General features: G+C 53.6%; 24 protein-coding genes. 19 read left to right on the plus strand and 5 right to left on the minus strand.

From position 1 onward, the window contains the following. Positions 1–72 precede the first annotated feature (72 nt). Positions 73–1,254, minus strand: a complete 1,182-nt coding sequence (locus tag ACJ9N4_RS04340; RefSeq protein WP_411500291.1) for a PLP-dependent aminotransferase family protein — start codon at positions 1,252–1,254, stop codon at positions 73–75. 73 nt (positions 1,255–1,327) lie between these two features. After that, the gene (locus tag ACJ9N4_RS04345; RefSeq protein ID WP_182918821.1) at positions 1,328–2,224 is read right to left on the minus strand and encodes a LysR family transcriptional regulator; all 897 of its coding nucleotides are present in this window, start codon (positions 2,222–2,224) and stop codon (positions 1,328–1,330) included. Between the two features lie 97 nt (positions 2,225–2,321). Between ACJ9N4_RS04345 and ACJ9N4_RS04350 the strand changes: the two genes are divergently transcribed. The 4 genes from ACJ9N4_RS04350 (at position 2,322) to ACJ9N4_RS04365 (ending at position 4,159) form a co-directional block, all read left to right on the plus strand. After that, entirely contained in the window at positions 2,322–2,924 is a 603-nt protein-coding gene (locus ACJ9N4_RS04350; protein ID WP_182272385.1) for a short chain dehydrogenase, read from the plus strand. Between the two features lie 144 nt (positions 2,925–3,068). Beyond that, complete coding sequence (locus ACJ9N4_RS04355; protein WP_182272386.1) at positions 3,069–3,368, plus strand: ArsR/SmtB family transcription factor; 300 nt, start codon at positions 3,069–3,071, stop codon at positions 3,366–3,368. A gap of 9 nt (positions 3,369–3,377) precedes the next feature. After that, the gene (locus ACJ9N4_RS04360; RefSeq protein ID WP_182272387.1) at positions 3,378–3,899 is read left to right on the plus strand and encodes a rhodanese family protein; all 522 of its coding nucleotides are present in this window, start codon (positions 3,378–3,380) and stop codon (positions 3,897–3,899) included. A gap of 80 nt (positions 3,900–3,979) precedes the next feature. After that, positions 3,980–4,159, plus strand: coding sequence for a hypothetical protein (locus ACJ9N4_RS04365; protein WP_182272388.1), 180 nt, complete (start codon positions 3,980–3,982; stop codon positions 4,157–4,159). Positions 4,160–4,197: 38 nt separating this feature from the next. Here ACJ9N4_RS04365 and stpA read toward each other — a convergent pair whose 3' ends face one another. After that, positions 4,198–4,602, minus strand: a complete 405-nt coding sequence (gene stpA, locus ACJ9N4_RS04370; RefSeq protein ID WP_182272389.1) for a DNA-binding protein StpA — start codon at positions 4,600–4,602, stop codon at positions 4,198–4,200. A 343-nt stretch (positions 4,603–4,945) separates the two neighbouring features. Here stpA and ACJ9N4_RS04375 point away from each other — a divergent pair, with 343 nt between their 5' ends. Then, a complete protein-coding gene (locus ACJ9N4_RS04375; protein ID WP_269062540.1) occupies positions 4,946–5,074 on the plus strand; it encodes a hypothetical protein in 129 nt (42 codons plus the stop codon). 118 nt (positions 5,075–5,192) lie between these two features. Further along, on the plus strand, positions 5,193–5,642 hold the full coding sequence (alaE, locus tag ACJ9N4_RS04380) for an L-alanine exporter AlaE (protein WP_182272391.1): 450 nt from the start codon (positions 5,193–5,195) through the stop codon (positions 5,640–5,642). 32 nt (positions 5,643–5,674) lie between these two features. Here the strand turns inward: alaE and ACJ9N4_RS04385 are convergent, their stop codons facing one another. After that, positions 5,675–6,019 (minus strand): DUF2002 family protein, encoded by a 345-nt coding sequence (locus tag ACJ9N4_RS04385; RefSeq protein ID WP_182272392.1) that lies wholly within the window; start codon positions 6,017–6,019, stop codon positions 5,675–5,677. 160 nt (positions 6,020–6,179) lie between these two features. On the opposite strand from ACJ9N4_RS04385, the gene ACJ9N4_RS04390 reads away from it, so the two are divergent. The 13 genes from ACJ9N4_RS04390 (at position 6,180) to leuA (ending at position 20,841) form a co-directional block, all read left to right on the plus strand. Beyond that, positions 6,180–6,506 (plus strand): DUF883 domain-containing protein, encoded by a 327-nt coding sequence (locus ACJ9N4_RS04390; RefSeq protein WP_182272393.1) that lies wholly within the window; start codon positions 6,180–6,182, stop codon positions 6,504–6,506. A 185-nt stretch (positions 6,507–6,691) separates the two neighbouring features. Beyond that, on the plus strand, positions 6,692–6,922 hold the full coding sequence (gene nrdH, locus ACJ9N4_RS04395; protein ID WP_182272394.1) for a glutaredoxin-like protein NrdH: 231 nt from the start codon (positions 6,692–6,694) through the stop codon (positions 6,920–6,922). Further along, positions 6,919–7,329 (plus strand): class Ib ribonucleoside-diphosphate reductase assembly flavoprotein NrdI, encoded by a 411-nt coding sequence (gene nrdI / locus ACJ9N4_RS04400; protein WP_182272395.1) that lies wholly within the window; start codon positions 6,919–6,921, stop codon positions 7,327–7,329. Before nrdH ends, nrdI begins: the two co-directional genes overlap by 4 nt. Beyond that, complete coding sequence (gene nrdE / locus ACJ9N4_RS04405) at positions 7,302–9,446, plus strand: class 1b ribonucleoside-diphosphate reductase subunit alpha (protein WP_182272396.1); 2,145 nt, start codon at positions 7,302–7,304, stop codon at positions 9,444–9,446. The genes nrdI and nrdE overlap by 28 nt, the downstream gene beginning before the upstream one ends. 9 nt (positions 9,447–9,455) lie before the next feature. Continuing rightward, positions 9,456–10,415 (plus strand): class 1b ribonucleoside-diphosphate reductase subunit beta, encoded by a 960-nt coding sequence (gene nrdF / locus ACJ9N4_RS04410; protein ID WP_182272397.1) that lies wholly within the window; start codon positions 9,456–9,458, stop codon positions 10,413–10,415. Between the two features lie 380 nt (positions 10,416–10,795). After that, positions 10,796–11,998 carry a glycine betaine/L-proline ABC transporter ATP-binding protein ProV gene (gene proV / locus ACJ9N4_RS04415; protein ID WP_182272398.1) on the plus strand — a complete coding sequence of 401 codons (1,203 nt, stop codon included), beginning with the start codon at positions 10,796–10,798 and terminating at the stop codon, positions 11,996–11,998. Next, entirely contained in the window at positions 11,991–13,058 is a 1,068-nt protein-coding gene (gene proW, locus ACJ9N4_RS04420; protein ID WP_182918824.1) for a glycine betaine/L-proline ABC transporter permease ProW, read from the plus strand. The genes proV and proW overlap by 8 nt, the downstream gene beginning before the upstream one ends. Positions 13,059–13,067: 9 nt before the next feature. Continuing rightward, on the plus strand, positions 13,068–14,063 hold the full coding sequence (gene proX, locus ACJ9N4_RS04425; RefSeq protein ID WP_182272400.1) for a glycine betaine/L-proline ABC transporter substrate-binding protein ProX: 996 nt from the start codon (positions 13,068–13,070) through the stop codon (positions 14,061–14,063). A gap of 137 nt (positions 14,064–14,200) precedes the next feature. After that, complete coding sequence (locus ACJ9N4_RS04430; RefSeq protein ID WP_182918825.1) at positions 14,201–15,385, plus strand: MFS transporter; 1,185 nt, start codon at positions 14,201–14,203, stop codon at positions 15,383–15,385. A 315-nt stretch (positions 15,386–15,700) separates the two neighbouring features. After that, complete coding sequence (gene mprA / locus ACJ9N4_RS04435) at positions 15,701–16,231, plus strand: transcriptional repressor MprA (protein WP_182272402.1); 531 nt, start codon at positions 15,701–15,703, stop codon at positions 16,229–16,231. A 127-nt stretch (positions 16,232–16,358) separates the two neighbouring features. Next, positions 16,359–17,531 carry a multidrug efflux MFS transporter periplasmic adaptor subunit EmrA gene (gene emrA / locus ACJ9N4_RS04440; RefSeq protein ID WP_182272403.1) on the plus strand — a complete coding sequence of 391 codons (1,173 nt, stop codon included), beginning with the start codon at positions 16,359–16,361 and terminating at the stop codon, positions 17,529–17,531. Between the two features lie 16 nt (positions 17,532–17,547). Further along, positions 17,548–19,095 carry a multidrug efflux MFS transporter permease subunit EmrB gene (emrB, locus tag ACJ9N4_RS04445; protein WP_182272404.1) on the plus strand — a complete coding sequence of 516 codons (1,548 nt, stop codon included), beginning with the start codon at positions 17,548–17,550 and terminating at the stop codon, positions 19,093–19,095. A 96-nt stretch (positions 19,096–19,191) separates the two neighbouring features. Continuing rightward, positions 19,192–20,841: a 2-isopropylmalate synthase gene (gene leuA / locus ACJ9N4_RS04450; protein WP_182272405.1), complete on the plus strand. Its 1,650-nt coding sequence runs from the start codon at positions 19,192–19,194 to the stop codon at positions 20,839–20,841. Here leuA and ACJ9N4_RS04455 read toward each other — a convergent pair. Beyond that, the gene (locus ACJ9N4_RS04455; protein WP_182918827.1) at positions 20,838–21,602 is read right to left on the minus strand and encodes an AraC family transcriptional regulator; all 765 of its coding nucleotides are present in this window, start codon (positions 21,600–21,602) and stop codon (positions 20,838–20,840) included. The two genes, leuA and ACJ9N4_RS04455, sit on opposite strands and share 4 nt — an antisense overlap. Positions 21,603–21,612 lie beyond the last annotated feature (10 nt).

Consider the following 21,612-nt stretch of genomic DNA (forward strand, 5'->3'; position numbering starts at 1 on the left):
CTGGTGACGAGAAATCAGGAATTCGATAAGTATTGCGCATAACAGCGTAACTGCCATTATGCGCAGGCCGGTTTACAGTGAGATCTTCAGGCGTCTCACCGCCTCTTTCAGTTGTTCATCCGTTGGCGTGACAAACGACATACGCAACGTCGTGTGATCTGGCTCATTGCAGTAGAAGAATTCACCCGGCACAAAAACCACGCCGTTGCTTAACGTCTTTTCCAGCCAGCGGGTGGTATTAATGCCATTGTTCATTCTGGCCCACAGGAACATCCCGCCCTTTGGCTTATGGAATGACATCACATCACCCAGCTCGGCTTCCAGCTCACGTGCGAATGTCTGGTATTTCTGACGGTAGGCTTCGCGGATCATTTTAATCTGGTCAGCCAGACGGCCGGTTTTCAGATATTCATACGTCATCAGCTGCGACAGTGTGCTGGTGTGCAGATCGGTCGTTTGTTTCAGATTCACCACAGCTCTTTTCAGCCACTCCGGTACAATCACCCAGCCCACCCGGGTTCCCGGTGCGAGAATTTTAGAAAAGGTCGAGGTGTAAACCACATTGCCTTCATTACCGATGGCCCTGGCATGCGCAATTAACGGGCGGAAGACTTCATCGGTGTAATTTATTTCACTGTAGGGATCGTCTTCGATAATGACGAAATCATAACGCTTCGATAATTCCACCAGCTGTTTGCGGCGTTCTTCGGACAGCGTTACCCCGCCCGGGTTGCCAAACGTCGGGACAATATAAACCGCTTTAATCGTTTTATTTGCCACCAGCGTTTCCAGCTCGTCGACAATCATCCCTTCGCCGTCAGTCCCCACAGATTCAAATTTCGCCTGTGCCAGACCAAATACCTGCAATGCGGCCAGATAAGTAGGACGTTCTACAACGACGATATCACCAGGATTAATTAATGCGCGCGCCAGCACATCCAGAGATTGTTGCGAACCGGACGTAATGACCACATCGTCGGCCTTGCATTGAATACCACGACCCGCACAGATCTGCTGAATACCCTCGCGCAGTCCCGGAACACCCTCCGTCAGACCATACTGAAACGCCTCGCCAAAATGCTGGGATAACACGGCATCTGCAGCAATTTTCAGGCCTTCATGATCGAAAAGTGCCGGATTAGGAATACCGCCTCCCAGCGAAATGACGCCTGCCATTTTGCTATGTTTTAATAATTCACGGATGGCAGATGATTGCAGGCCCTGCGCACTGCTGGCGAGTTTACTCACAGACATTCTCTCGTTACCTTCTCTTTTTTATGATGTGCCTAATCTTAGTAGCACATGTCTGCGATTTTGATAATTACTTTTATGGATCTGCCGGGTCGCGCACCGCCTGCATAATATGCGCGATAAATTCAGTGAGCTTGGGTAACGGTCTGAGATCCTGCCGCCACAACAGATGCACCGGCCTCGGCTCCGGGGTGTTGTTTTCCAGCACCCGCACCAGCCTGCCGCTTGCCAGTTCTTCTGCCACCAGCACTTCCGGTTGCAGTAATAATCCCGCCCCGGCTTTTGCCGCCATGCGTAGCCCGTAGCCATCGTTACAGCGCAGGATAGCATCCCGCTTCCAGCGTACCTCCCCTTCCACACCCGGCAGCCGCCACTCGTTGCGCGCAGTCCAGACCGTATGTGACAGGCACAGATGATCCACCAGATCGGCAGGCGTTTGCGGCGTGCCGTAGCGTGCTAAATAGTCCGGAGCGGCGCAAATCACCATCCGGTACGGGCAAAGAAATTTCGCCACCAGATCGTCGTTGTGAATGTCACCAATACGAATAGCCAGATCAACACCTTCATCCACCAGATCCACTTTCCGGTTAGTAAGATCCAGCTCCACGCGAACTTCCGGGTAGCGCTGCAAAAACGTGGCGGTGAGTGGCGCAATCACGCATCCGCCAAACGAGGTGGGAGCCGTGACGCGCAAGGTTCCGGCGGGAGTCGCGCGTAGCCGCTCAACCGCATTTTCGGCAATAGCAACCTGCTCCAGTACCCGCTTTGCCTCTTCAAAATAGACACGCCCGGCATCTGTCAGGCTCTGACGACGCGTATTACGCTCCAGCAGGCGCGTACCAAACTGAGACTCCAGCAACGCAATGTACTTCCCCACCATCACCGCCGACATCTCAAGCCGTGACGCCGCGCCGGTAAAACTCCCACTTTCAACCACGGCAATGAACGTCTCCATACTGCGAAGCTTATCCATATTACAAACCCCTGATTAGCAATCATCTAACTTTAGCCCAATTTATCTGACTTTTGATTTATTAAAGAATGAAGGCTCACAACATAAGGAGTCTGCTATGAAAATCGTAATTATTGGTGCCAGCGGTACGGTGGGTCGTGCAGTAACGGAAGAGCTGGGTCGTCGCCACGAGGTTGTCCGCGTGGGTCGTACTCAGGGCGATCATCAGGTCGATATTACCTCTCAGGAAAGTGTGCAGGCGCTGTTCGAAAAAATCGGTCCGGTGGATGCCATTGTCTCGGCCAGCGGCGGTCTGTTCTTTGGCCCACTCGCCACCATGAAAGACAGCAACTTCAACCAGGGCTTACAGGATAAGCTGCTCGGACAAGTGCGTCTGGCGCTGACCGGACAGCACTATCTGAACGAAGGTGGCTCGATTACCCTGATTAGCGGGATTGTGGCGCACGAACCCATTGCGCAGGGCGTCAATGCCACTACGGTGAACGCCGCGCTGGAAGGGTTTGTCCGTGCTGCGGCTTGTGAACTGCCGCGCGGCATTCGCATCAACCTGATCAGCCCAACGGTACTGACGGAATCCGCCGAAGCGTATGATGGATTCTTCCCCGGCTTTGAAAGTGTTCCTGCCGCCACCGTTGCCCTGGCCTACCGCCGCAGTGTGGAAGGGGTACAAAGCGGACGGGTGTATAAAGTAGGTTATTGAGTCACTTCCGGCGCTGATGATCAGTTTGGCCTTCAGCGCTGGCGTGCCCAGCTGATGGTTTATTCCTTTCTTTACACTTTTGGCACTGGCTAAGTTCGCGTCATTAGTTTAGCATTACCTTAATTAAGAAAATACTAAACTAATATGAACGAACTCGAACAACTTCAGGCCAGCGCAGCACAAGCCGCAGCGCTGTTAAAAGCCATGAGTAACCCGCGCAGGTTATTAATCCTGTGCATGCTGTGCGGTGCTCCCGGTACCAGCGCGGGGGAACTGGCTCGTGCCACGGGGTTAAGCGCCTCCGCCACATCTCAGCATCTCGCACGTATGCGTGAAGAGGGTCTTATCGATAGCACCCGCGAGGCGCAGCGCATTCTTTATTTCATTAAAAACGATGCGGTGAATCAGCTCATCAGCACCCTGAAAACCCTTTATTGTCCATAAGGAGCCGCCATGTCTCTTCCTCTTATTTCTCCACAAAAGGCGAATGCGCTCGTCAATGTCGGCGCAAAACTGATTGATATTCGTGATGCCGACGAATACGCCCGCGAGCATATTCCAGTCGCACAGTCGGTTCCGCTGGAAACCTTGCCTGGCGGGCTGAAGACACAACCTGGTGAAACGGTAATTTTTCACTGCCAGTCTGGCGCACGGACATCAGACAATGCCGCCCGTCTGGCGCAGGCCGCATCCCCTGCTCAGGCCTACGTGGTCGAAGGCGGTATTCAGGGCTGGAAACTGGCCGGGCTGCAGACCATTGAAGACAAATCGCAGCCGCTCCCGCTGATGCGGCAGGTGCAAATTGCCGCCGGGCTGTTGATTCTCTGCGGCGTCGTGCTTGGTTACAGCATTTCCAGCGGCTTTTTCCTGCTCAGTGGTTTTGTGGGTGCCGGGCTGCTGTTTGCCGGTGTAACCGGTTTTTGTGGAATGGCGCGTCTGCTGAAAGTGATGCCGTGGAACCGACGTACCTCGTAAGCAGTACCCCGGCAGAATAGGCTGTACCCAGTGCCAGACGTGGGCTAAGGTGGAGAACACGATAACGATGAGGAGGTACTATGTTTTCTGTCGGTGATTATGTGCAACCGCGTAAAGGCGGCCCGAAACTGAAAATTCTCGAAGTGAACGGCGAGAGTATTGTGGCAGTGCAGGCCAGCAATGAGCAGGGTGAGAAATTCACGCTGAGCTCCGCAGATGTTGCCCTGTACACCGAAGACGGTGATTTCGGCGTCTGCTAAATATGCAACCGGGCGGAGTCTTCCGCCCGGCCCACGGATTAAATCAGAAATTCATCCAGTGATTTACCGTTTGCCAGTGCGCTGGCGATTGGTTTCGGCGTGCGGCCCTGACCGGTCCACGTTTTCTCTTCACCGTTCACGTCAATAAAGCGATATTTTGCTTCACGCGCTTTGCGTTTTTTCGCCGGATTGCCCGTCTGAGCCAGTTGAGAACCGAGCAGATCGGAAGGTGAAATACCATCAGCTTTCATCTGTTCCAGCAAAGCATTAATTTTATCCTGCTGTTCAGCGCGTTGTTGCTCGAACTCTTCCTGCTCGCTACGTTTCTCTTCCGCAACGATCCTGACTTTTTCCAGCATTTCTTCAAGAACATCCAGGGATAATTCACGCGCCATTGCACGCAGTGTACGGATATTATTTAGATTCTGTAACGTCAAAGACATATTAATTGAAAACCTTTTTTGTGGTAAGTCGAGAAATCAAAGAACAGAATAATTCATTTCCCCTTCAATATCTACCCATCTAATTTCTCAGCCATTGCTGTAAATAGTTTGAAATATTTAAAATTAATATTGCTCTAATTCTGGATAAAGCATGGGGGGATATAACGCTGCACGATGAGCGAATGCATAAAAATGCAACACAGAAGAATAAAACAGACTGAACAAAATCAGCATTTTTATCTGAAAAATCAAAAAATGAAGAACAATTATCATGAGGCGAATGTTTTTTGTTCAAAACAAGAAACACCATGCTGATAACATGGTTAATCCGGGAGGGAGAATCATGCAAACAGATCACAACAACATGATTTTAAACAACAAAAACAATAAAGAAAAAGAAAATAACGAGGCGATTAAAAATCAATCGATTTTAGAGAGTTTTGTGGACAAAACGGTAATAAATAAAAATTAATCACTAATTGTTAGTTTCAAACCAGAGATATACGCTATACACACCAAACAAAGCAACCTAAAGCACTAAAAGCTTCGGGTAAAACGTTACTATCGTGTTCTTCTCAAGGAGTTCAGACATGTTCTCACCGCAATCTCGCCTGCGCCATGCGGTAGCGGATACCGTCGCGATGGTTGTCTACTGTTCCGTCGTGAACATGCTGATTGAAATATTCCTCTCCGGAATGTCCTTCGAGCAGTCGCTTTCTTCTCGTCTGGTGGCGATCCCGGTAAACATCCTTATTGCATGGCCTTACGGATTATACCGCGATGCGGTGATGCGTTTCGCCCGTCGTATGAGCCCGGCAGGCTGGGTGAAAAATCTGGCAGACGTACTGGCATATGTCACTTTCCAGTCTCCGGTCTACGTGGCGATTTTGCTCACGGTTGGCGCAGACTGGCATCAAATTGCCGCTGCGGTGAGCTCGAACATTGTGATTTCAATGTTGATGGGCGCGGTGTATGGCTATTTTCTCGACTACTGTCGTCGCCTGTTTAAAGTCAGCCAGTACGACCAGGCAAAAGCGTGATCAGGAGCGACTGGCGTATGCCAGTCGCAGACCTATTGTACTTCGCCAAACAGTCCCTTCAGGAACCGTTCCAGCGCCATACGCGAACTGAAACCATGCGGAATACCATAATGTTCATGCGTTTCCCCACCTAAATAGAGGGGGAATTGCTGATAATGATCGCAGGTTTTAATATCCGAGGCAGGCTCAGCAAATGACTGGCTTCTGTCTTTCAGCGTCGGATGAATAATGAGAGCCGTACGCCCCATTCTCGCTTCACGGTTAACATAAACATAATTCTCACCACGGCGATATCCATAGGCTTTTGGTGTCACTTCGTCCATGATGAATCCCGCTTTTTCAAGAACGCGCGCCACCTCATCGGGTCGTAAATACATATCTCTTCCTCGTTATTTTTTCCTGCCGGGCAACCTTACCGTATTCAGCATTAGCAGGGCTTTCAGAATATTCCATAAACTGCCGGATAAGTCGTGACTCGCTTCAGATATTAAAATTCTGGGCTAAACTCAATGCGAAGGTAAAATTACGGAGGATCGTATGTTTAACAGACCGAACCGGAATGATATTAACCACGACACCCAGGATATTCGTAATGATGTCAGCCAATTAGCAGACGCGCTGGAAGAAGTACTGAAATCCTGGGGTTCTGATGCAAAGGACGAAACGGATGCCGTAAAACGTAAGGCTCAGTCTCTGTTGCGTGAAACCCGCGCCAGAATGCATGGCCGTCATCGTGCGACGCAGGCAGCCTGTGACGCGGCGAGTTGTGCAAATACCTTCGTCCGTGAGAGACCGCTCTGTGCCCTGGGCACGGTCGCCGCCGTCGGCATCGTCGTAGGGGCTCTGCTCAGCCTGCGTAAGTAAAGACCTGTCGCGATACGTCTGCCCTGCCCCGCTGTGCTCATCACCGGGGCAACAACACGCCAAACATCCCATATATTGTGTGGTTGAAAATAACCACATCTACATCTAGTATTCCTTTAGCGCAACACACACAACCTGACGCGATGACTCGCGCCGTTTTCTCATTTTAAATGGAAATACGAATCATGAGCATTGTTATTTACACTCGTAGCAATTGTGTTCAGTGCCACGCAACCAAACGCGCAATGGAAAACCGCGGCGTGGCGTTCGAGATGGTGAATATCGATCTGGTCCCGGATGCCGCCGATACCCTGCGCGCGCAAGGTTTCCGCCAGCTCCCGGTCGTCGTCACCGGAGAAACCAGCTGGTCTGGCTTTCGTCCGGATATGATTAATCGCCTGGCCACCCGTGCATGAGCAGGCTGGTCTACTTCTCCAGCAGCTCGGAAAACACGCTCCGCTTTATTGAGCGCGTCGGGCTGCCAGCGATACGTATTCCGCTCAACGAACGCGAGCGGATCCAGGTAGAGGAACCTTACATTCTGGTGGTTCCCAGCTATGGCGGCGGAGGTACGGCAGGCACGGTACCGCGTCAGGTGATCCGCTTTCTGAACGATCCCCACAACCGACAGCTTATTCGCGGCGTTATTGCGGCAGGTAATCGCAATTTCGGCGAGGCATTTGCCCGCGCCGGGGATGTTATCTCTCAAAAATGCGGCGTGCCGTATCTCTATCGTTTTGAACTGATGGGGACACAGCAGGACGTAGAGAACGTGCGTAAAGGAGTAAACGAATTTTGGCAACGACAACCGCAGAACGCGTAATTCAGGCGATACCGGATTACCACGCACTAAACGCGATGCTTAACCTCTACGATCGCGATGGCCGTATCCAGTTTGGCAAAGACCATGATGCGGTGGACGCCTTTTTTGCCGCCCATGTCCGCCCAAACAGCGTGACGTTTGCACACCCAAATGAACGTCTCGACTACCTGGTCAAAGAGGGGTATTACGAAGAGCGGGTACTCGCCCGCTATGACCGTGCCTTTGTGGTGATGCTGTTTGAGAAGGCCCATGCCAGCGGTTTTCGTTTCCAGACGTTCCTGGGTGCATGGAAGTACTACACCAGCTATACCCTGAAAACCTTCGACGGCAAACGCTATCTCGAAAGCTTTGAGGATCGCGTGGTGATGGTGGCGCTCACGCTGGCTCAGGGTGATGAAGCGCTGGCAGAACGTTTAACGGATGAGATCCTGTCAGGTCGTTTCCAGCCCGCCACACCGACCTTCCTCAACTGCGGCAAAGCCCAGCGCGGCGAGCTTGTTTCCTGCTTCCTGCTGCGTATCGAAGACAATATGGAGTCAATTGGCCGCGCGGTGAACTCGGCGTTGCAGCTGTCTAAACGCGGTGGCGGCGTGGCGTTTTTGCTCTCTAACCTGCGCGAAGCGGGTGCGCCAATTAAGCGCATTGAAAACCAGTCCTCCGGCGTCATCCCGGTGATGAAAATGCTGGAAGATGCCTTCTCCTATGCCAACCAGCTTGGCGCACGTCAGGGCGCGGGGGCGGTCTATCTGCATGCGCATCATCCGGACATTCTGCGTTTTCTGGATACCAAACGCGAAAACGCCGACGAAAAAATCCGTATCAAAACCCTGTCACTGGGTGTCGTGATCCCGGATGTCACCTTTACGCTCGCGAAAGAGAATGCGGACATGGCACTCTTCTCGCCGTATGACATTGAACGCATTTACGGCAAAGCCTTTGGCGATGTGGCGATAAGCGAGCTTTACGATGAGCTGGTTGCCGATGACCGCATCCGCAAAACGACCATCAACGCCCGCGACTTCTTCCTGCGGCTGGCGGAAATTCAGTTTGAATCCGGCTATCCCTACATCATGTACGAAGACACGGTAAACCGCGCAAATCCGATTGCCGGGCGCATTAATATGAGCAACCTGTGCTCGGAAATTTTGCAGGTCAACAGCGCGTCCACCTATGATGAAAACCTGGACTATGCGGGCATCGGTAAAGATATCTCCTGCAACCTCGGGTCGCTGAACATTGCCCACACAATGGATTCACCGGATTTTGGTCGCACGGTGGAAACCGCCATTCGCGGGCTGACGGCAGTGTCGGACATGAGCCACATTCGCAGTGTGCCGTCCGTTGAAGCGGGTAACGCCGCGTCGCACGCCATTGGTCTGGGGCAGATGAACCTTCATGGCTACCTGGCGCGGGAAGGTATCGCTTACGGTAGCCCCGAAGGGCTGGATTTCACCAACCTCTATTTCTACACCATCACCTGGCATGCGCTGCATACCTCGATGCAGCTGGCACGCGAGCGCAACCAGCGCTTCGCAGGTTTTGAACTGTCGCGCTATGCCAGCGGCGAGTACTTCAGTCAGTATCTCGAAGGCAGCTGGACGCCGAAAACAGAGAAAGTGCGGGCGCTGTTTACCCGCGCGGGGATAACGCTTCCTACGCACGAGATGTGGCAGCAACTGCGTGACGATGTGATGCACCACGGTATCTATAACCAGAATTTGCAGGCGGTGCCGCCGACGGGGTCTATCTCGTACATCAACCACGCCACGTCGAGCATCCACCCGATTGTGTCGAAAATTGAGATCCGTAAGGAAGGCAAAACCGGGCGCGTTTACTACCCTGCCCCGTTTATGACCAACGAGAATCTTGCGCTCTATCAGGACGCCTACGAAATCGGCCCAGAGAAGATCATCGATACCTACGCTGAGGCGACAAAACACGTGGATCAGGGGTTGTCGCTGACGCTCTTTTTCCCGGACACCGCCACCACGCGCGATATCAACAAAGCGCAGATTTATGCCTGGAAGAAGGGCATCAAGACGCTCTACTACATTCGCCTGCGCCAGCTTGCGCTGGAAGGCACTGAAATTGAAGGCTGCGTGTCCTGCGCGCTGTAAGGAGAAAGGATGAAACTGTCACTTGTCAGTGCCGTTAACTGGAACAAAATCCAGGATGATAAAGACCTGGAGGTGTGGAATCGCCTGACCAGCAACTTCTGGCTACCAGAAAAAGTACCGCTCTCCAACGATATTCCGGCCTGGCAAACGCTAAGTCATGCCGAGCAGCAACTGACGATCCGCGTCTTTACCGGCCTGACGCTGCTGGACACCCTTCAGAACAGCGTGGGTGCGCCCGCGCTGATGACCGATGCGCTGACACCGCATGAAGAGGCGGTTATGTCGAACATCTGCTTTATGGAGGCGGTACATGCCCGCTCCTATAGCTCGATTTTCTCCACGCTTTGCCAGACCAAAGATGTGGATGCCGCCTACAGCTGGAGTGAAGAAAGCAACGCTTTGCAGCGTAAGGCGAAACTGGTACTGGAGTATTATCAGGCCGACGAGCCGCTGAAGAAGAAAATCGCCAGCGTGTTTCTGGAGTCTTTTCTCTTTTATTCCGGCTTCTGGCTGCCGATGTACTGGTCGAGCCGTGGCAAGCTAACCAACACCGCAGATTTGATTCGTCTCATCATTCGTGATGAAGCGGTTCACGGGTATTACATTGGCTATAAGTACCAGAAAGGGCTGGAGAAAGTTAGCGAGGAAAAGCGTGAGGAGTTGAAAGGTTTTGCGCTCGATTTACTGATGGATCTTTACGACAACGAGCTGAGCTATACCGCAGAGCTGTACACTGGAAGCGGCTGGGAGGAGGATGTGAAAGCATTCCTTTGCTACAACGCCAACAAGGCGCTGATGAACCTCGGCTACGAAGCACTGTTCCCGCCAGAAATGGCGGAAGTAAACCCGGCGATTCTGGCGGCGCTGTCGCCGAATGCCGATGAAAACCACGACTTCTTCTCCGGGTCTGGCTCATCGTATGTGATGGGCAAAGCGGTAGAGACTGAAGATAAGGATTGGGATTTTTAAAAACGCCCTCTCATCCGCCCTCTCCCCAAAGTGGCGAGGGTCAGGGAGAGGGGAAATTAATACTGATTAATTTAATATAAACTTCATTATTTACCCTTAATATGCCCAAACCATCTACACTGTAATGTCCACGTCATATTCACCTGAATCACTCCAGTTCAGGTGAAATTTCCCTGTACAACAACAAAAAATTCAGAAAAATTCAAACCACGCTCAGCCCTTTACTCATGGGAAATTCAGCCACTTCACCTGCAGCAAAATTCACACCATAAGTAGCCTCAGGGTTGTCTCAGATTCTCAGTATGTTAGGGTAATACCCGCTAACTATTTACCATGGTAATCATATCGACATAAACAAATAACAGGACATTCTCTATTGCATGGCAATTAAATTAGAAGTAAAAAATCTTTATAAAGTATTTGGTGAGCATCCGCAACGTGCTTTCAAATATATCGAAAAAGGACTTTCGAAAGAGCAAATTCTGGAAAAAACCGGGCTATCGCTTGGCGTTAAAGACGCCAGTCTGGCCATTGAAGAAGGCGAGATTTTCGTCATCATGGGGTTATCCGGTTCGGGTAAATCCACTATGGTTCGCCTTCTCAATCGCCTGATTGAACCCACCCGTGGACAGGTGCTGATTGATGGTGTGGATATAGCCAGAATATCAGATGCTGAGCTCCGTGAGGTGCGCAGAAAGAAGATTGCGATGGTGTTCCAGTCATTCGCGCTGATGCCGCATATGACGGTATTAAATAATACCGCCTTTGGCATGGAATTAGCAGGCATTGCGGCCGATGAGCGCCAGGAAAAAGCGCTGGATGCATTGCGTCAGGTAGGTCTGGATAATTATGCTCACGCATACCCGGATGAACTTTCCGGCGGGATGCGTCAGCGCGTGGGATTAGCCCGCGCATTAGCCATTAATCCAGACATTTTATTAATGGATGAAGCGTTCTCGGCGCTTGACCCGTTAATTCGTACCGAGATGCAGGATGAGCTGGTAAAATTACAGTCGAAACATCAACGTACCATTGTCTTTATTTCCCACGATCTCGATGAAGCGATGCGTATTGGCGACCGTATTGCCATTATGCAAAATGGTGAGGTGGTGCAGGTCGGCACGCCGGATGAAATTCTGAATAATCCGGCGAATGATTATGTGCGTACCTTCTTCCGCGGCGTGGATATTAGCCAGGTCTTTAGCGCCAAAGATATTGCCCGCCGTACCCCGAACGGCATTATCCGTAAAACACCAGGTTTCGGTCCGCGCTCCGCACTCAAGCTTTTGCAGGATGAAGACCGCGAATACGGTTATCTGGTTGAACGCGGTAATAAATTTGTAGGCATCGTCTCGATTGATTCCCTGAAAACCGCACTGAGCGAAAATCAGGGAATTGATGCGGCGCTAATCGACGCGCCGCTTGCCGTAGATGCCGAAACGCCGCTCAGCGAGTTGCTCTCTCACGTGGGTCAGGCACCGTGTGCCGTGCCGGTAGTGGGTGCAGAACACCAGTACGTCGGCATCATCTCAAAACGCATGTTGCTGCAGGCTTTAGACCGCGAAGGGGCAAACAATGGCTGATCAATCGAACCCGTGGGGAACCACTGAGGCAGCGGACAGCGCTGCACAATCTGCCGACGCGTGGGGGTCATCGACACCTGCGCCAGCCGATGGCGGTTCGGCAGACTGGCTCAACAGCGCCCCAGCGCCTGCGCCAGAACACTTCAATATTATGGATCCGTTCCACAAAACGCTGATCCCGCTGGATAGCTGGGTCACGGAAGGGATCGACTGGGTGGTCACCCACTTCCGTCCGGTATTTCAGGGGATCCGCGTCCCGGTGGATTACATCCTGAATGGCTTCCAGCAGCTGATGCTGGGGATGCCCGCACCAGTAGCTATCGTGCTGTTCTCGCTGATCGCCTGGCAGTTTGGCAGCACAGGCATGGGTATCGCTACGTTGATCTCGTTGATTGCCATTGGTGCCATTGGCGCGTGGTCACAGGCGATGATCACCCTGGCGCTGGTCCTGACCGCCCTGCTCTTCTGCGTGGCGATCGGTTTGCCAATGGGGATCTGGCTGGCGCGAAGCCCGCGGGCAGCGAAAATTATTCGTCCGCTGCTGGATGCGATGCAAACCACTCCGGCGTTTGTTTACCTGGTACCAATCGTGATGCTGTTTGGCATCGGTAACGTGCCGGGCGTAGTGGTGACCATTATCTTCGCCCTGCCGCCGATTATTCGTCTGACCATTCTGGGGATTAACCAGGTGCCTGCCGATCTTATCGAGGCATCACGCTCGTTTGGGGCCAGCCCGCGTCAGATGCTGTTTAAAGTCCAGCTCCCGCTGGCCATGCCAACAATTATGGCAGGCGTCAACCAGACGCTGATGCTGGCGCTCTCAATGGTGGTGATCGCCTCGATGATTGCCGTAGGTGGTCTCGGCCAGATGGTACTGCGCGGTATTGGCCGTCTCGATATGGGACTGGCGACCGTGGGCGGCGTAGGCATCGTGATCCTCGCCATTATTCTTGACCGCCTGACCCAGGCTGTCGGTCGTGATTCACGCAGTCGCGGTAACCGTCGCTGGTATACCACCGGCCCTGTCGGATTACTCACCCGTCCATTCACCAAATACTAAGGAACAACGATGCGACAGAACCTGTTTTTTGCCACAGCGTTTGCCACCCTGGTCTCCACCAGCGCCTTTGCCGCTGACCTGCCTGGCAAAGGCATTACCGTGCAGCCGGTGCAGAGCACCATTTCGGAAGAGAGTTTCCAGACCCTGATCGTCAGCCGCGCGCTGGAGAAGCTGGGTTATACGGTCAATACGCCGAGTGAAGTAGATTACAACGTGGGCTATACCTCGATTGCCTCCGGGGATGCGACCTTTACCGCCGTGAACTGGCAGCCACTGCACGACGATATGTATGCCGCCGCCGGTGGTGACAAGAAATTCTACCGCGAAGGGACCTTCGTAACCGGTGCAGCGCAGGGTTATCTGATCGACAAGAAAACTGCCGACCAGTATCACATCACCAATATTGAGCAGCTAAAAGATCCGAAGATCGCCAGACTGTTCGACACCAACGGTGACGGTAAAGCCGACATGATGGGCTGCTCGCCGGGCTGGGGTTGTGAAGCGGTGATTAACCACCAGAACAAAGCCTTCGATCTGGCGAAGACCGTCGACGTAAACCACGGCAACTACTCCGCGATGATGGCCGATACCATTGCCCGCTTTAAAGAGGGTAAACCCGTCATCTATTACACCTGGACTCCGTACTGGGTGAGCGACGTGCTGAAGCCGGGCAAAGACGTGGTGTGGCTGCAGGTACCGTTCTCCTCCCTGCCAGGCGAGCAGAAAGATATCGACACTAAGCTGCCAAACGGCATGAATTACGGCTTCCCGGTAAACACCATGCATATTGTTGCCAACAAAGCCTGGGCAGAGAAAAACCCGGCGGCGGCAAAACTGTTTTCGGTGATGAAATTGCCGCTGGCGGACATCAACGCCCAGAATGCCATGATGCATGACGGAAAATCGTCTGAAGCGGATGTTAAAGGCCACGTCGACGGCTGGATCAAAGCCCACCAGAAACAGTTTGACGGTTGGTTGAAGGAGGCGCTGGACGCGCAGAAGTAATCATTTCACTTCCCTCTCCCACCGGGAGAGGGAAGCTAAACCGCACAAACCATCACTTAACAATCCCCCAACATTCACCATCATTCGTTATTATGGTTCTGGAAAAATAATCACTTAATTCACGATCCCTGAACCTAATGACAAAAACAACTCACGGGCTTAGCCCGGCACTCATCCTTTTAATGTCCGTGGCAACGGGTCTGGCTGTCGCCAGTAACTACTACGCACAACCTCTGCTTGATACCATCGCCCGCGCGTTTAACCTCTCCGCCAGCTCAGCAGGTTTTATTGTCACCGCCGCACAGCTTGGCTACGCCGCAGGGCTGCTGTTCCTGGTACCGCTGGGCGATATGTTTGAACGCCGGATGTTGATTGTCTCCATGACCCTGTTGGCCGCAGGCGGGATGCTGATCACCGCCAGTAGTCAGTCGTTAACGATGATGATTATCGGCACCGCCCTGACGGGGTTGTTCTCTGTCGTGGCACAAATTCTGGTACCGCTCGCCGCCACGCTCGCCTCGCCGGAAAAACGCGGCAAAGTGGTAGGCACCATCATGAGCGGCCTGCTGCTGGGGATTTTACTGGCGCGTACCGTTGCGGGACTGCTGGCAAGCCTGGGTGGCTGGCGCACCGTTTACTGGGTAGCCAGCGTACTGATGGTGGCGATGGCGCTGGCGCTGTGGCGTGGGCTGCCAAAAGTGAAGCCGGAGAATCACCTGAACTACCCGCAGCTTCTCGCCTCGGTTTTCAGCCTCTTCACCCAGGATAAACTGCTACGCACCCGCGCGCTGCTGGGATGTTTCACCTTTGCTAACTTCAGTATTTTATGGACGTCAATGGCATTTCTCCTTGCCTCGCCGCCGTTTAACTATTCCGAAGGGGTGATTGGCCTGTTTGGTCTGGCTGGCGCGGCGGGCGCGCTGGGTGCGCGTCCGGCTGGCGGGCTGGCCGATAAAGGCAAATCCCACCTGACCACCTCCACCGGGCTGGTTTTACTGCTGCTTTCCTGGGCTGCTATCTGGTACGGACATACCTCTGTACTGGCGCTGATCGTCGGTATTCTGGTGCTCGACCTCACCGTGCAGGGTGTGCATATTACCAACCAGACCGTCATTTACCGCGTGAAGCCAGAGGCGCGTAACCGCCTTACTGCCGGGTATATGACCAGCTATTTTATCGGTGGTGCTGCGGGTTCATTAATTTCAGCTTCGGCGTGGCAGCACGCGGGCTGGTCAGGCGTATGTGCAATAGGGGCAATTGTGGCCGCACTGAATCTGCTGGTCTGGTGGCGTGGGTTTCATCGCCAGGAGTCAATCCACTAAGTTTTACACTGCTTTAGGCCTCTTATGGGTATAAAGGGGCCTTTCAGTCTGTTAATGTTAATGTAATCATTTATCCCAGAAATTTTAATGTGGGTGACATATTTACAATCGGCATGAATAGTTCAGAACCCCGTCCTCACATCCTCTCTTCCGGGGGCAAATCCCTCGTCCTTTCTGTGCTCACCGGGTCACGGACTTACCCGGCGCTTTCTGATGGTGTCATAAATTTGGCGGATATAACCGCACAAATAATTCATTTACATTATTTGTCACCATCGTTACTATATCGGCTGTAATTAATGAGGTTATACCCAAATGGATAGTTCGTTTACGCCCATTGAACAAATGCTTAAATTCCGCGCCAGTCGTCATGAGGACTTCCCGTATCAGGAAATCCTGCTGACCCGCCTGTGCATGCACATGCAGGGGAAGTTACTGGATAACCGTAATAAAATGCTGAAAGCTCAAGGGATTAACGAGACGTTGTTTATGGCGTTGATTACGCTGGAGTCTCAGGAAAACCACAGTATCCAGCCATCAGAGCTGAGCTGCGCGCTGGGTTCGTCCCGTACCAATGCCACCCGTATTGCTGATGAGCTGGAAAAACGCGGCTGGATTGAGCGCCGTGAAAGCGACAACGATCGCCGTTGTCTGCATTTGCAACTGACTGAAAAAGGTCACGAATTCCTGCGTGAGGTGTTACCACCTCAGCACAACTGTCTGCACAAACTCTGGTCTGCCCTCAGCACCGCCGAGCGCGACCAGCTTGAGCACATCACTCGCAAGCTGCTTACCCGTCTGGATCAGATGGATGAAGATGGCGCTATTCTTGAAGCGCTGCGCTAACGCGACGACACGCTCGATTATCCAGATTAGAAAAGAAAACTGACAGGCCAGCACGTCACACTGCTGGCCTTTCTGACAACAGGTCGGCTCAGCCGATGTGAAAATAAGAAGATCGTGGAGAACAACAATGAGCGCAAATGCGGAGAACGCAACCCCGCAGCAACCGGCCAACAAGAAAGGCAAACGTAAGAGCGCCCTTCTTCTGCTGACCTTGCTCTTTATTACTATTGCCGTGGCATATGGGATCTACTGGTTTTTAGTATTGCGTCATGCTGAAGAGACGGACGACGCATACGTGGCAGGGAACCAGGTACAAATTATGGCGCAGGTGTCGGGCAGCGTGACGAAAGTCTGGGCTGACAATACCGACTTTGTGCAACAAGGGGATGTGCTGGTTACACTCGACCCGACCGACGCCCAGCAGGCGTTTGAAAAAGCACAGACAGGGCTGGCTTCCAGCGTCCGTCAAACCCGCCAGCTGATGATCAACAGTAAACAGCTTCAGGCCAGCATTGATGTGCAAAAAACCGCGCTGACCCAGGCGCAGAGCGACCTCAATCGTCGTGTTCCTCTCGGCACCGCCAACCTGATTGGCCGCGAAGAGCTGCAACACGCCCGTGATGCCGTTGCCAGCGCACAGGCACAGCTGGATGTGGCGATCCAACAGTACAACGCCAACCAGGCGATGGTACTCGGTACCAGTCTGGAAAACCAACCGGCGGTAAAACAGGCGGCGACTGAAGTGCGCAACGCATGGCTTGCCCTGCAGCGTACCAAAATTGTCAGCCCAATGACCGGATACGTCTCCCGTCGTTCCGTCCAGCCAGGCGCACAGATTAGCCCAACAACACCGCTAATGGCGGTAGTACCGGCAAACAATCTGTGGGTGGATGCCAACTTCAAAGAGACGCAGCTTGCCCATATGCGTATCGGCCAGACGGCGACAGTTATCAGCGACATCTACGGTGATGACGTGAAGTACACCGGTAAAGTAGTGGGTCTGGATATGGGGACCGGCAGCGCCTTCTCCCTGCTGCCCGCACAGAATGCCACCGGTAACTGGATCAAAGTGGTCCAGCGTCTGCCCGTGCGTATCGAGCTGGATGCAAAACAGCTCGCTGACCACCCGCTGCGTATTGGCCTCTCAACGCTGGTAACGGTTGATACTGCCAACCGCGATGGACAGATCCTGGCAAGCCAGGTACGTAGCAGCCCGGCTTATGAAAGTAACGCCCGTGAAATTAGCCTCGATCCGGTCAACAAACTGATCGATGACATCGTGAAGGCAAACGCCGGTTAATCCGAAGGTGAGCGTTATGCAACAGCAAAAGCCGCAAAAACCGCTGGAAGGCGCGCAACTGGTCATTATGACTATTGCGCTGTCACTGGCGACATTCATGCAGGTGCTGGACTCCACCATCGCAAACGTGGCGATCCCCACTATCGCCGGGAACCTTGGCTCATCACTGAGCCAGGGAACCTGGGTCATTACCTCGTTCGGGGTGGCGAACGCTATCTCCATTCCGATTACCGGCTGGCTGGCAAAGCGCGTCGGTGAGGTGAAGCTGTTCCTCTGGTCAACCATCGCCTTTGTGCTCGCCTCCTGGGCGTGCGGCATGTCCACCAGCCTGACGATGCTGATTTTCTTCCGCGTCATTCAGGGGATTGTGGCCGGGCCATTGATTCCGCTGTCACAGAGTTTACTGCTGAACAACTATCCGCCTGCCAAACGCTCTATCGCGCTGGCGCTGTGGTCAATGACCGTGATTGTCGCGCCGATTTGCGGGCCTATTCTGGGCGGCTATATCAGCGATAACTATCACTGGGGTTGGATCTTCTTCATCAACGTACCGATTGGTGCCATCGTCGTCATGATGACGTTGCAGTCGCTGCGTGGCAGGGAAACGCGAACCGAACAGCGGCGCATTGACAGCGTGGGCCTGGCGTTATTGATCCTCGGCATCGGTAGCCTGCAGGTGATGCTCGACCAGGGTAAAGAGCTGGACTGGTTCAACTCACGGGAGATCATCATCCTGACGATTGTTGCGGTGGTATCGCTCAGTTTCCTGATTGTCTGGGAGCTGACCGATGATAACCCGATAGTCGATCTCTCGCTCTTTAAGTCGCGAAACTTCACCATAGGCTGCCTGTGTATCAGCCTCGCCTACATGCTCTACTTCGGTGCCATTGTTCTGCTACCGCAGTTGCTGCAGGAGGTATATGGCTACACCGCAACCTGGGCGGGTCTTGCCTCTGCACCGGTTGGATTGATTCCGGTTCTGCTGTCGCCGATTATTGGCCGTTTTGCCCATAAGCTCGACATGCGCAGGCTGGTGACGTTCAGCTTTATCATGTACGCCGTGTGCTTCTACTGGCGCGCGTATACGTTCGAACCGGGAATGGACTTTGGCGCATCCGCCTGGCCGCAGTTTATTCAGGGCTTTGCCGTAGCATGCTTCTTTATGCCACTGACGACCATTACGCTTTCCGGTTTGCCACCTGAACGAATGGCGGCAGCGTCCAGCCTGTCGAACTTTACCCGTACGCTGGCAGGCTCCATCGGGACGTCGATCACCACCACCCTGTGGACCAACCGTGAATCGATGCACCATGCCCAGTTGACCGAAGCGGTGAACCCGTTCAACCCGAACTCCCGGGAGATGTATAACCAGCTTCAGGGAATGGGAATGACGGAGCAGCAGGCCTCCGGCTGGATTGCACAGCAGATCACTAACCAGGGGTTGATTATCTCTGCAAATGAGATTTTCTGGATATCGGCAGGGATCTTTATCATTCTGCTCGGCCTGGTGTGGTTTGCCAGACCGCCGTTTGGTGCCGGTAGCGGTGGTGGTGGTGCGCACTAACCCACGTTGTCCAAAACGCGACAGCGATTGTCAGTTCCGATAAAGCAGCGCTCCTGAGATCAATTCACGATAGTGAAAAGACAACAGGAGCGCATCATGCTGAACACACCCGCCGACAAATACCAGCCTTTTCCCGCCATTTCTCTGCCCGACCGTCGCTGGCCTGAGCAACGCATTACTCATGCGCCGCGCTGGCTCTCTACCGATTTACGCGACGGTAATCAATCCCTCGCCGAACCGATGGACAGCACGCGCAAGCTGCAGTTCTGGGATCTGTTGCTAAGCTGCGGGTTCAAAGAGATCGAGGTCGCCTTCCCTTCCGCTTCGCAAACCGACTTCAACTTTGTTCGCCAGCTGATCGAAGAAAACCGCATCCCGGATGATGTGACCATCCAGGTATTAACGCAGGCACGGGAAGATCTGATCCTTCGCACCTTTGACTCTCTGCGCGGCGCGAAGCAGGCTACTGTTCATCTGTATAACGCGACTGCGCCGCTGTTCCGCCGCCTGGTGTTCGGTATGGAGAAAGCCCGGATCGTCGAGCTGGCAACCCGTTCCACGCACCTTATCCGTAAGCTTTGTGAAGAGAACCCCGACACCCGCTGGCAGTATGAATACTCCCCGGAAACCTTCTGCTTTACCGAGCCGGAGTTTGCGCTGGAGATTTGTGAAGCCGTGGCGGAAATCTGGCAGCCGTGCCATGAGCGACCGATGGTGATTAACTTACCCGCCACTGTAGAAGTGAATACGCCGAATGTGTATGCCGACCAGATTGAGTATTTCTGTCGCCACTTTAGCCGTCGTCGCGATGTCTGCATTAGCGTTCACCCGCATAACGATCGCGGCACTGGCGTCGCCAGTGCCGAACTGGCGGTAATGGCAGGAGCTGACCGTGTCGAAGGCTGCCTGTTTGGCAATGGAGAGCGCACGGGCAATGTCTGTCTGGTAACGCTGGCAATGAACCTCTACAGCCAGGGGATCAGCCCTGAGCTGGACTTCAGCGATATGAACCGCGTGGTGGAAGTCGTGGAAACCTGCAACCAGTTGCCAGTGCATCCGCGCCATCCGTGGGCAGGACGGCTGGCCTACACCGCCTTCTCGGGCTCACATCAGGATGCGATCAAAAAAGGCTTTGATGCCCGTAGCCCCGGCGAACGCTGGGAGATGCCTTATCTCCCCATCGATCCGCAGGATATTGGGTGTACTTACGAAGCGGTGATCCGCGTGAACAGCCAGTCCGGTAAAAGCGGCAGCGCCTGGCTTATTGAACAGAATCATGGTCTGAAATTGCCTCGTGTCCTGCAGCAGGACTTTAGCCAGTACGTACAGCAGGAAACGGATAAACACGGGAAAGAGATGACGCAGAATGCGCTGTGGCAACTGTTCCGCAGCCGCTATGGACTGGTGGTGACACCGCGCTTTTCCCTGCAATCTTACCTTAGCGACAGCCAGCAGGACGGGCAGTTACGTCTGACGGCAAACATCATCGCACAAGGGGAAGTGCGCCAGCTTGATGGCCAGGGAAATGGGCTATTATCCGCCGCCGCTAACGGCCTGAGCCGCTGGGTTAACGCCCCGTTTGTGATTAAGGATTATCATGAACATACCCTGGGAGAACGTAGCGACAGCCGCTCTGTGGCGTATATCCGCTGTCTGTTCCAGGACGGCAGTAGCCGCTGGGGAGTCGGCATTGACAGCGACGTGGCACGCGCGTCTCTTCAGGCACTATTGAACGCCATCAGTTAGCTGTCTTTGAAGTAATCGCTGGGTGAAATTCCCATCACCCGGCGAAACATCACCGTAAAGGCGCTGTGGCTGCCGTAACCCAGATCCAGAGCCACACGTAACACAGGCTGGCCCTGTGCCAGCCGCTGTAGCGCTTCCAGTAATCTCGCCCTTCTTACCCACTCGCTGTAGCTTAACCCCGTCTGCGTTTGAAAATGGCGATTCAGGGTTCGCTCACTCATGCCGATCAGGCTGGCGGCCTGCACGCTGCTCCAGCTTTCTCCCGCCGTCTGGCGGATCTGCTTGCAAAGATTTCGCAGCGTTTCACTTTCCGGCTCCGGCAGGTGAAACGGTAGTACCGGCATCACGCGAATTTCATCCAGGATCAATTCATACACCCGCTCATCCCGGCTGCCTGGCGAGTACGACTCCGGAAGCGTAAGAGAGGCGAGGATCAGTTCGCGTAATAGTGGAGAGATCTGCACGATCTGGCAGGTCGCTGGGAGATCGGCACGGGCCAGCGGATCGATAAACAGCGTACGTGCGGCAACATGACCGGTGATGCGCAGGGAATGCCGTGTACCCGCAGGCAGCCAGACGCCGCGACCCGGTGGGACAACCCAACAGCCAGAGGCAGTATCCACCCTCACCACACCACTCAGGCAGTGCAACAGCTGTGCGCAGTCATGTTGATGCCAGGGTTCACTGTCGCCATGAGCATAATCATGCGCAAACGGTACCAGGGGACGATGGACAAAGGAGAAGGTCGAGGTTGTGGTCATGGGGTTAAAC

Source organism: Enterobacter sp. LM3 (assembly GCF_046622475.1).
GTDB classification, from domain to species: Bacteria; Pseudomonadota; Gammaproteobacteria; order Enterobacterales; family Enterobacteriaceae; genus Enterobacter; species Enterobacter cloacae_P.

Excerpts from the sequence above, each read along its gene's own strand:
- stpA (WP_182272389.1), bottom strand. The coding sequence starts at position 4,602 with ATGTCTTTGACGTTACAGAATCTAAATAATATCCGTACACTGCGTGCA.
- proV (WP_182272398.1), top strand. The coding sequence starts at position 10,796 with ATGGCAATTAAATTAGAAGTAAAAAATCTTTATAAAGTATTTGGTGAG.
- emrA (WP_182272403.1), top strand. The coding sequence starts at position 16,359 with ATGAGCGCAAATGCGGAGAACGCAACCCCGCAGCAACCGGCCAACAAG.
- ACJ9N4_RS04390 (WP_182272393.1), top strand. The coding sequence starts at position 6,180 with ATGTTTAACAGACCGAACCGGAATGATATTAACCACGACACCCAGGAT.
- alaE (WP_182272391.1), top strand. The coding sequence starts at position 5,193 with ATGTTCTCACCGCAATCTCGCCTGCGCCATGCGGTAGCGGATACCGTC.
- proW (WP_182918824.1), top strand. The coding sequence starts at position 11,991 with ATGGCTGATCAATCGAACCCGTGGGGAACCACTGAGGCAGCGGACAGC.
- ACJ9N4_RS04375 (WP_269062540.1), top strand. The coding sequence starts at position 4,946 with ATGCAAACAGATCACAACAACATGATTTTAAACAACAAAAACAATAAA.
- ACJ9N4_RS04455 (WP_182918827.1), bottom strand. The coding sequence starts at position 21,602 with ATGACCACAACCTCGACCTTCTCCTTTGTCCATCGTCCCCTGGTACCG.
- ACJ9N4_RS04350 (WP_182272385.1), top strand. The coding sequence starts at position 2,322 with ATGAAAATCGTAATTATTGGTGCCAGCGGTACGGTGGGTCGTGCAGTA.
- ACJ9N4_RS04385 (WP_182272392.1), bottom strand. The coding sequence starts at position 6,019 with ATGTATTTACGACCCGATGAGGTGGCGCGCGTTCTTGAAAAAGCGGGA.
- nrdF (WP_182272397.1), top strand. The coding sequence starts at position 9,456 with ATGAAACTGTCACTTGTCAGTGCCGTTAACTGGAACAAAATCCAGGAT.
- nrdI (WP_182272395.1), top strand. The coding sequence starts at position 6,919 with ATGAGCAGGCTGGTCTACTTCTCCAGCAGCTCGGAAAACACGCTCCGC.
- ACJ9N4_RS04355 (WP_182272386.1), top strand. The coding sequence starts at position 3,069 with ATGAACGAACTCGAACAACTTCAGGCCAGCGCAGCACAAGCCGCAGCG.
- ACJ9N4_RS04430 (WP_182918825.1), top strand. The coding sequence starts at position 14,201 with ATGACAAAAACAACTCACGGGCTTAGCCCGGCACTCATCCTTTTAATG.
- emrB (WP_182272404.1), top strand. The coding sequence starts at position 17,548 with ATGCAACAGCAAAAGCCGCAAAAACCGCTGGAAGGCGCGCAACTGGTC.
- ACJ9N4_RS04340 (WP_411500291.1), bottom strand. The coding sequence starts at position 1,254 with ATGTCTGTGAGTAAACTCGCCAGCAGTGCGCAGGGCCTGCAATCATCT.
- nrdH (WP_182272394.1), top strand. The coding sequence starts at position 6,692 with ATGAGCATTGTTATTTACACTCGTAGCAATTGTGTTCAGTGCCACGCA.
- ACJ9N4_RS04360 (WP_182272387.1), top strand. The coding sequence starts at position 3,378 with ATGTCTCTTCCTCTTATTTCTCCACAAAAGGCGAATGCGCTCGTCAAT.
- proX (WP_182272400.1), top strand. The coding sequence starts at position 13,068 with ATGCGACAGAACCTGTTTTTTGCCACAGCGTTTGCCACCCTGGTCTCC.
- mprA (WP_182272402.1), top strand. The coding sequence starts at position 15,701 with ATGGATAGTTCGTTTACGCCCATTGAACAAATGCTTAAATTCCGCGCC.
- ACJ9N4_RS04345 (WP_182918821.1), bottom strand. The coding sequence starts at position 2,224 with ATGGATAAGCTTCGCAGTATGGAGACGTTCATTGCCGTGGTTGAAAGT.
- ACJ9N4_RS04365 (WP_182272388.1), top strand. The coding sequence starts at position 3,980 with ATGTTTTCTGTCGGTGATTATGTGCAACCGCGTAAAGGCGGCCCGAAA.
- leuA (WP_182272405.1), top strand. The coding sequence starts at position 19,192 with ATGCTGAACACACCCGCCGACAAATACCAGCCTTTTCCCGCCATTTCT.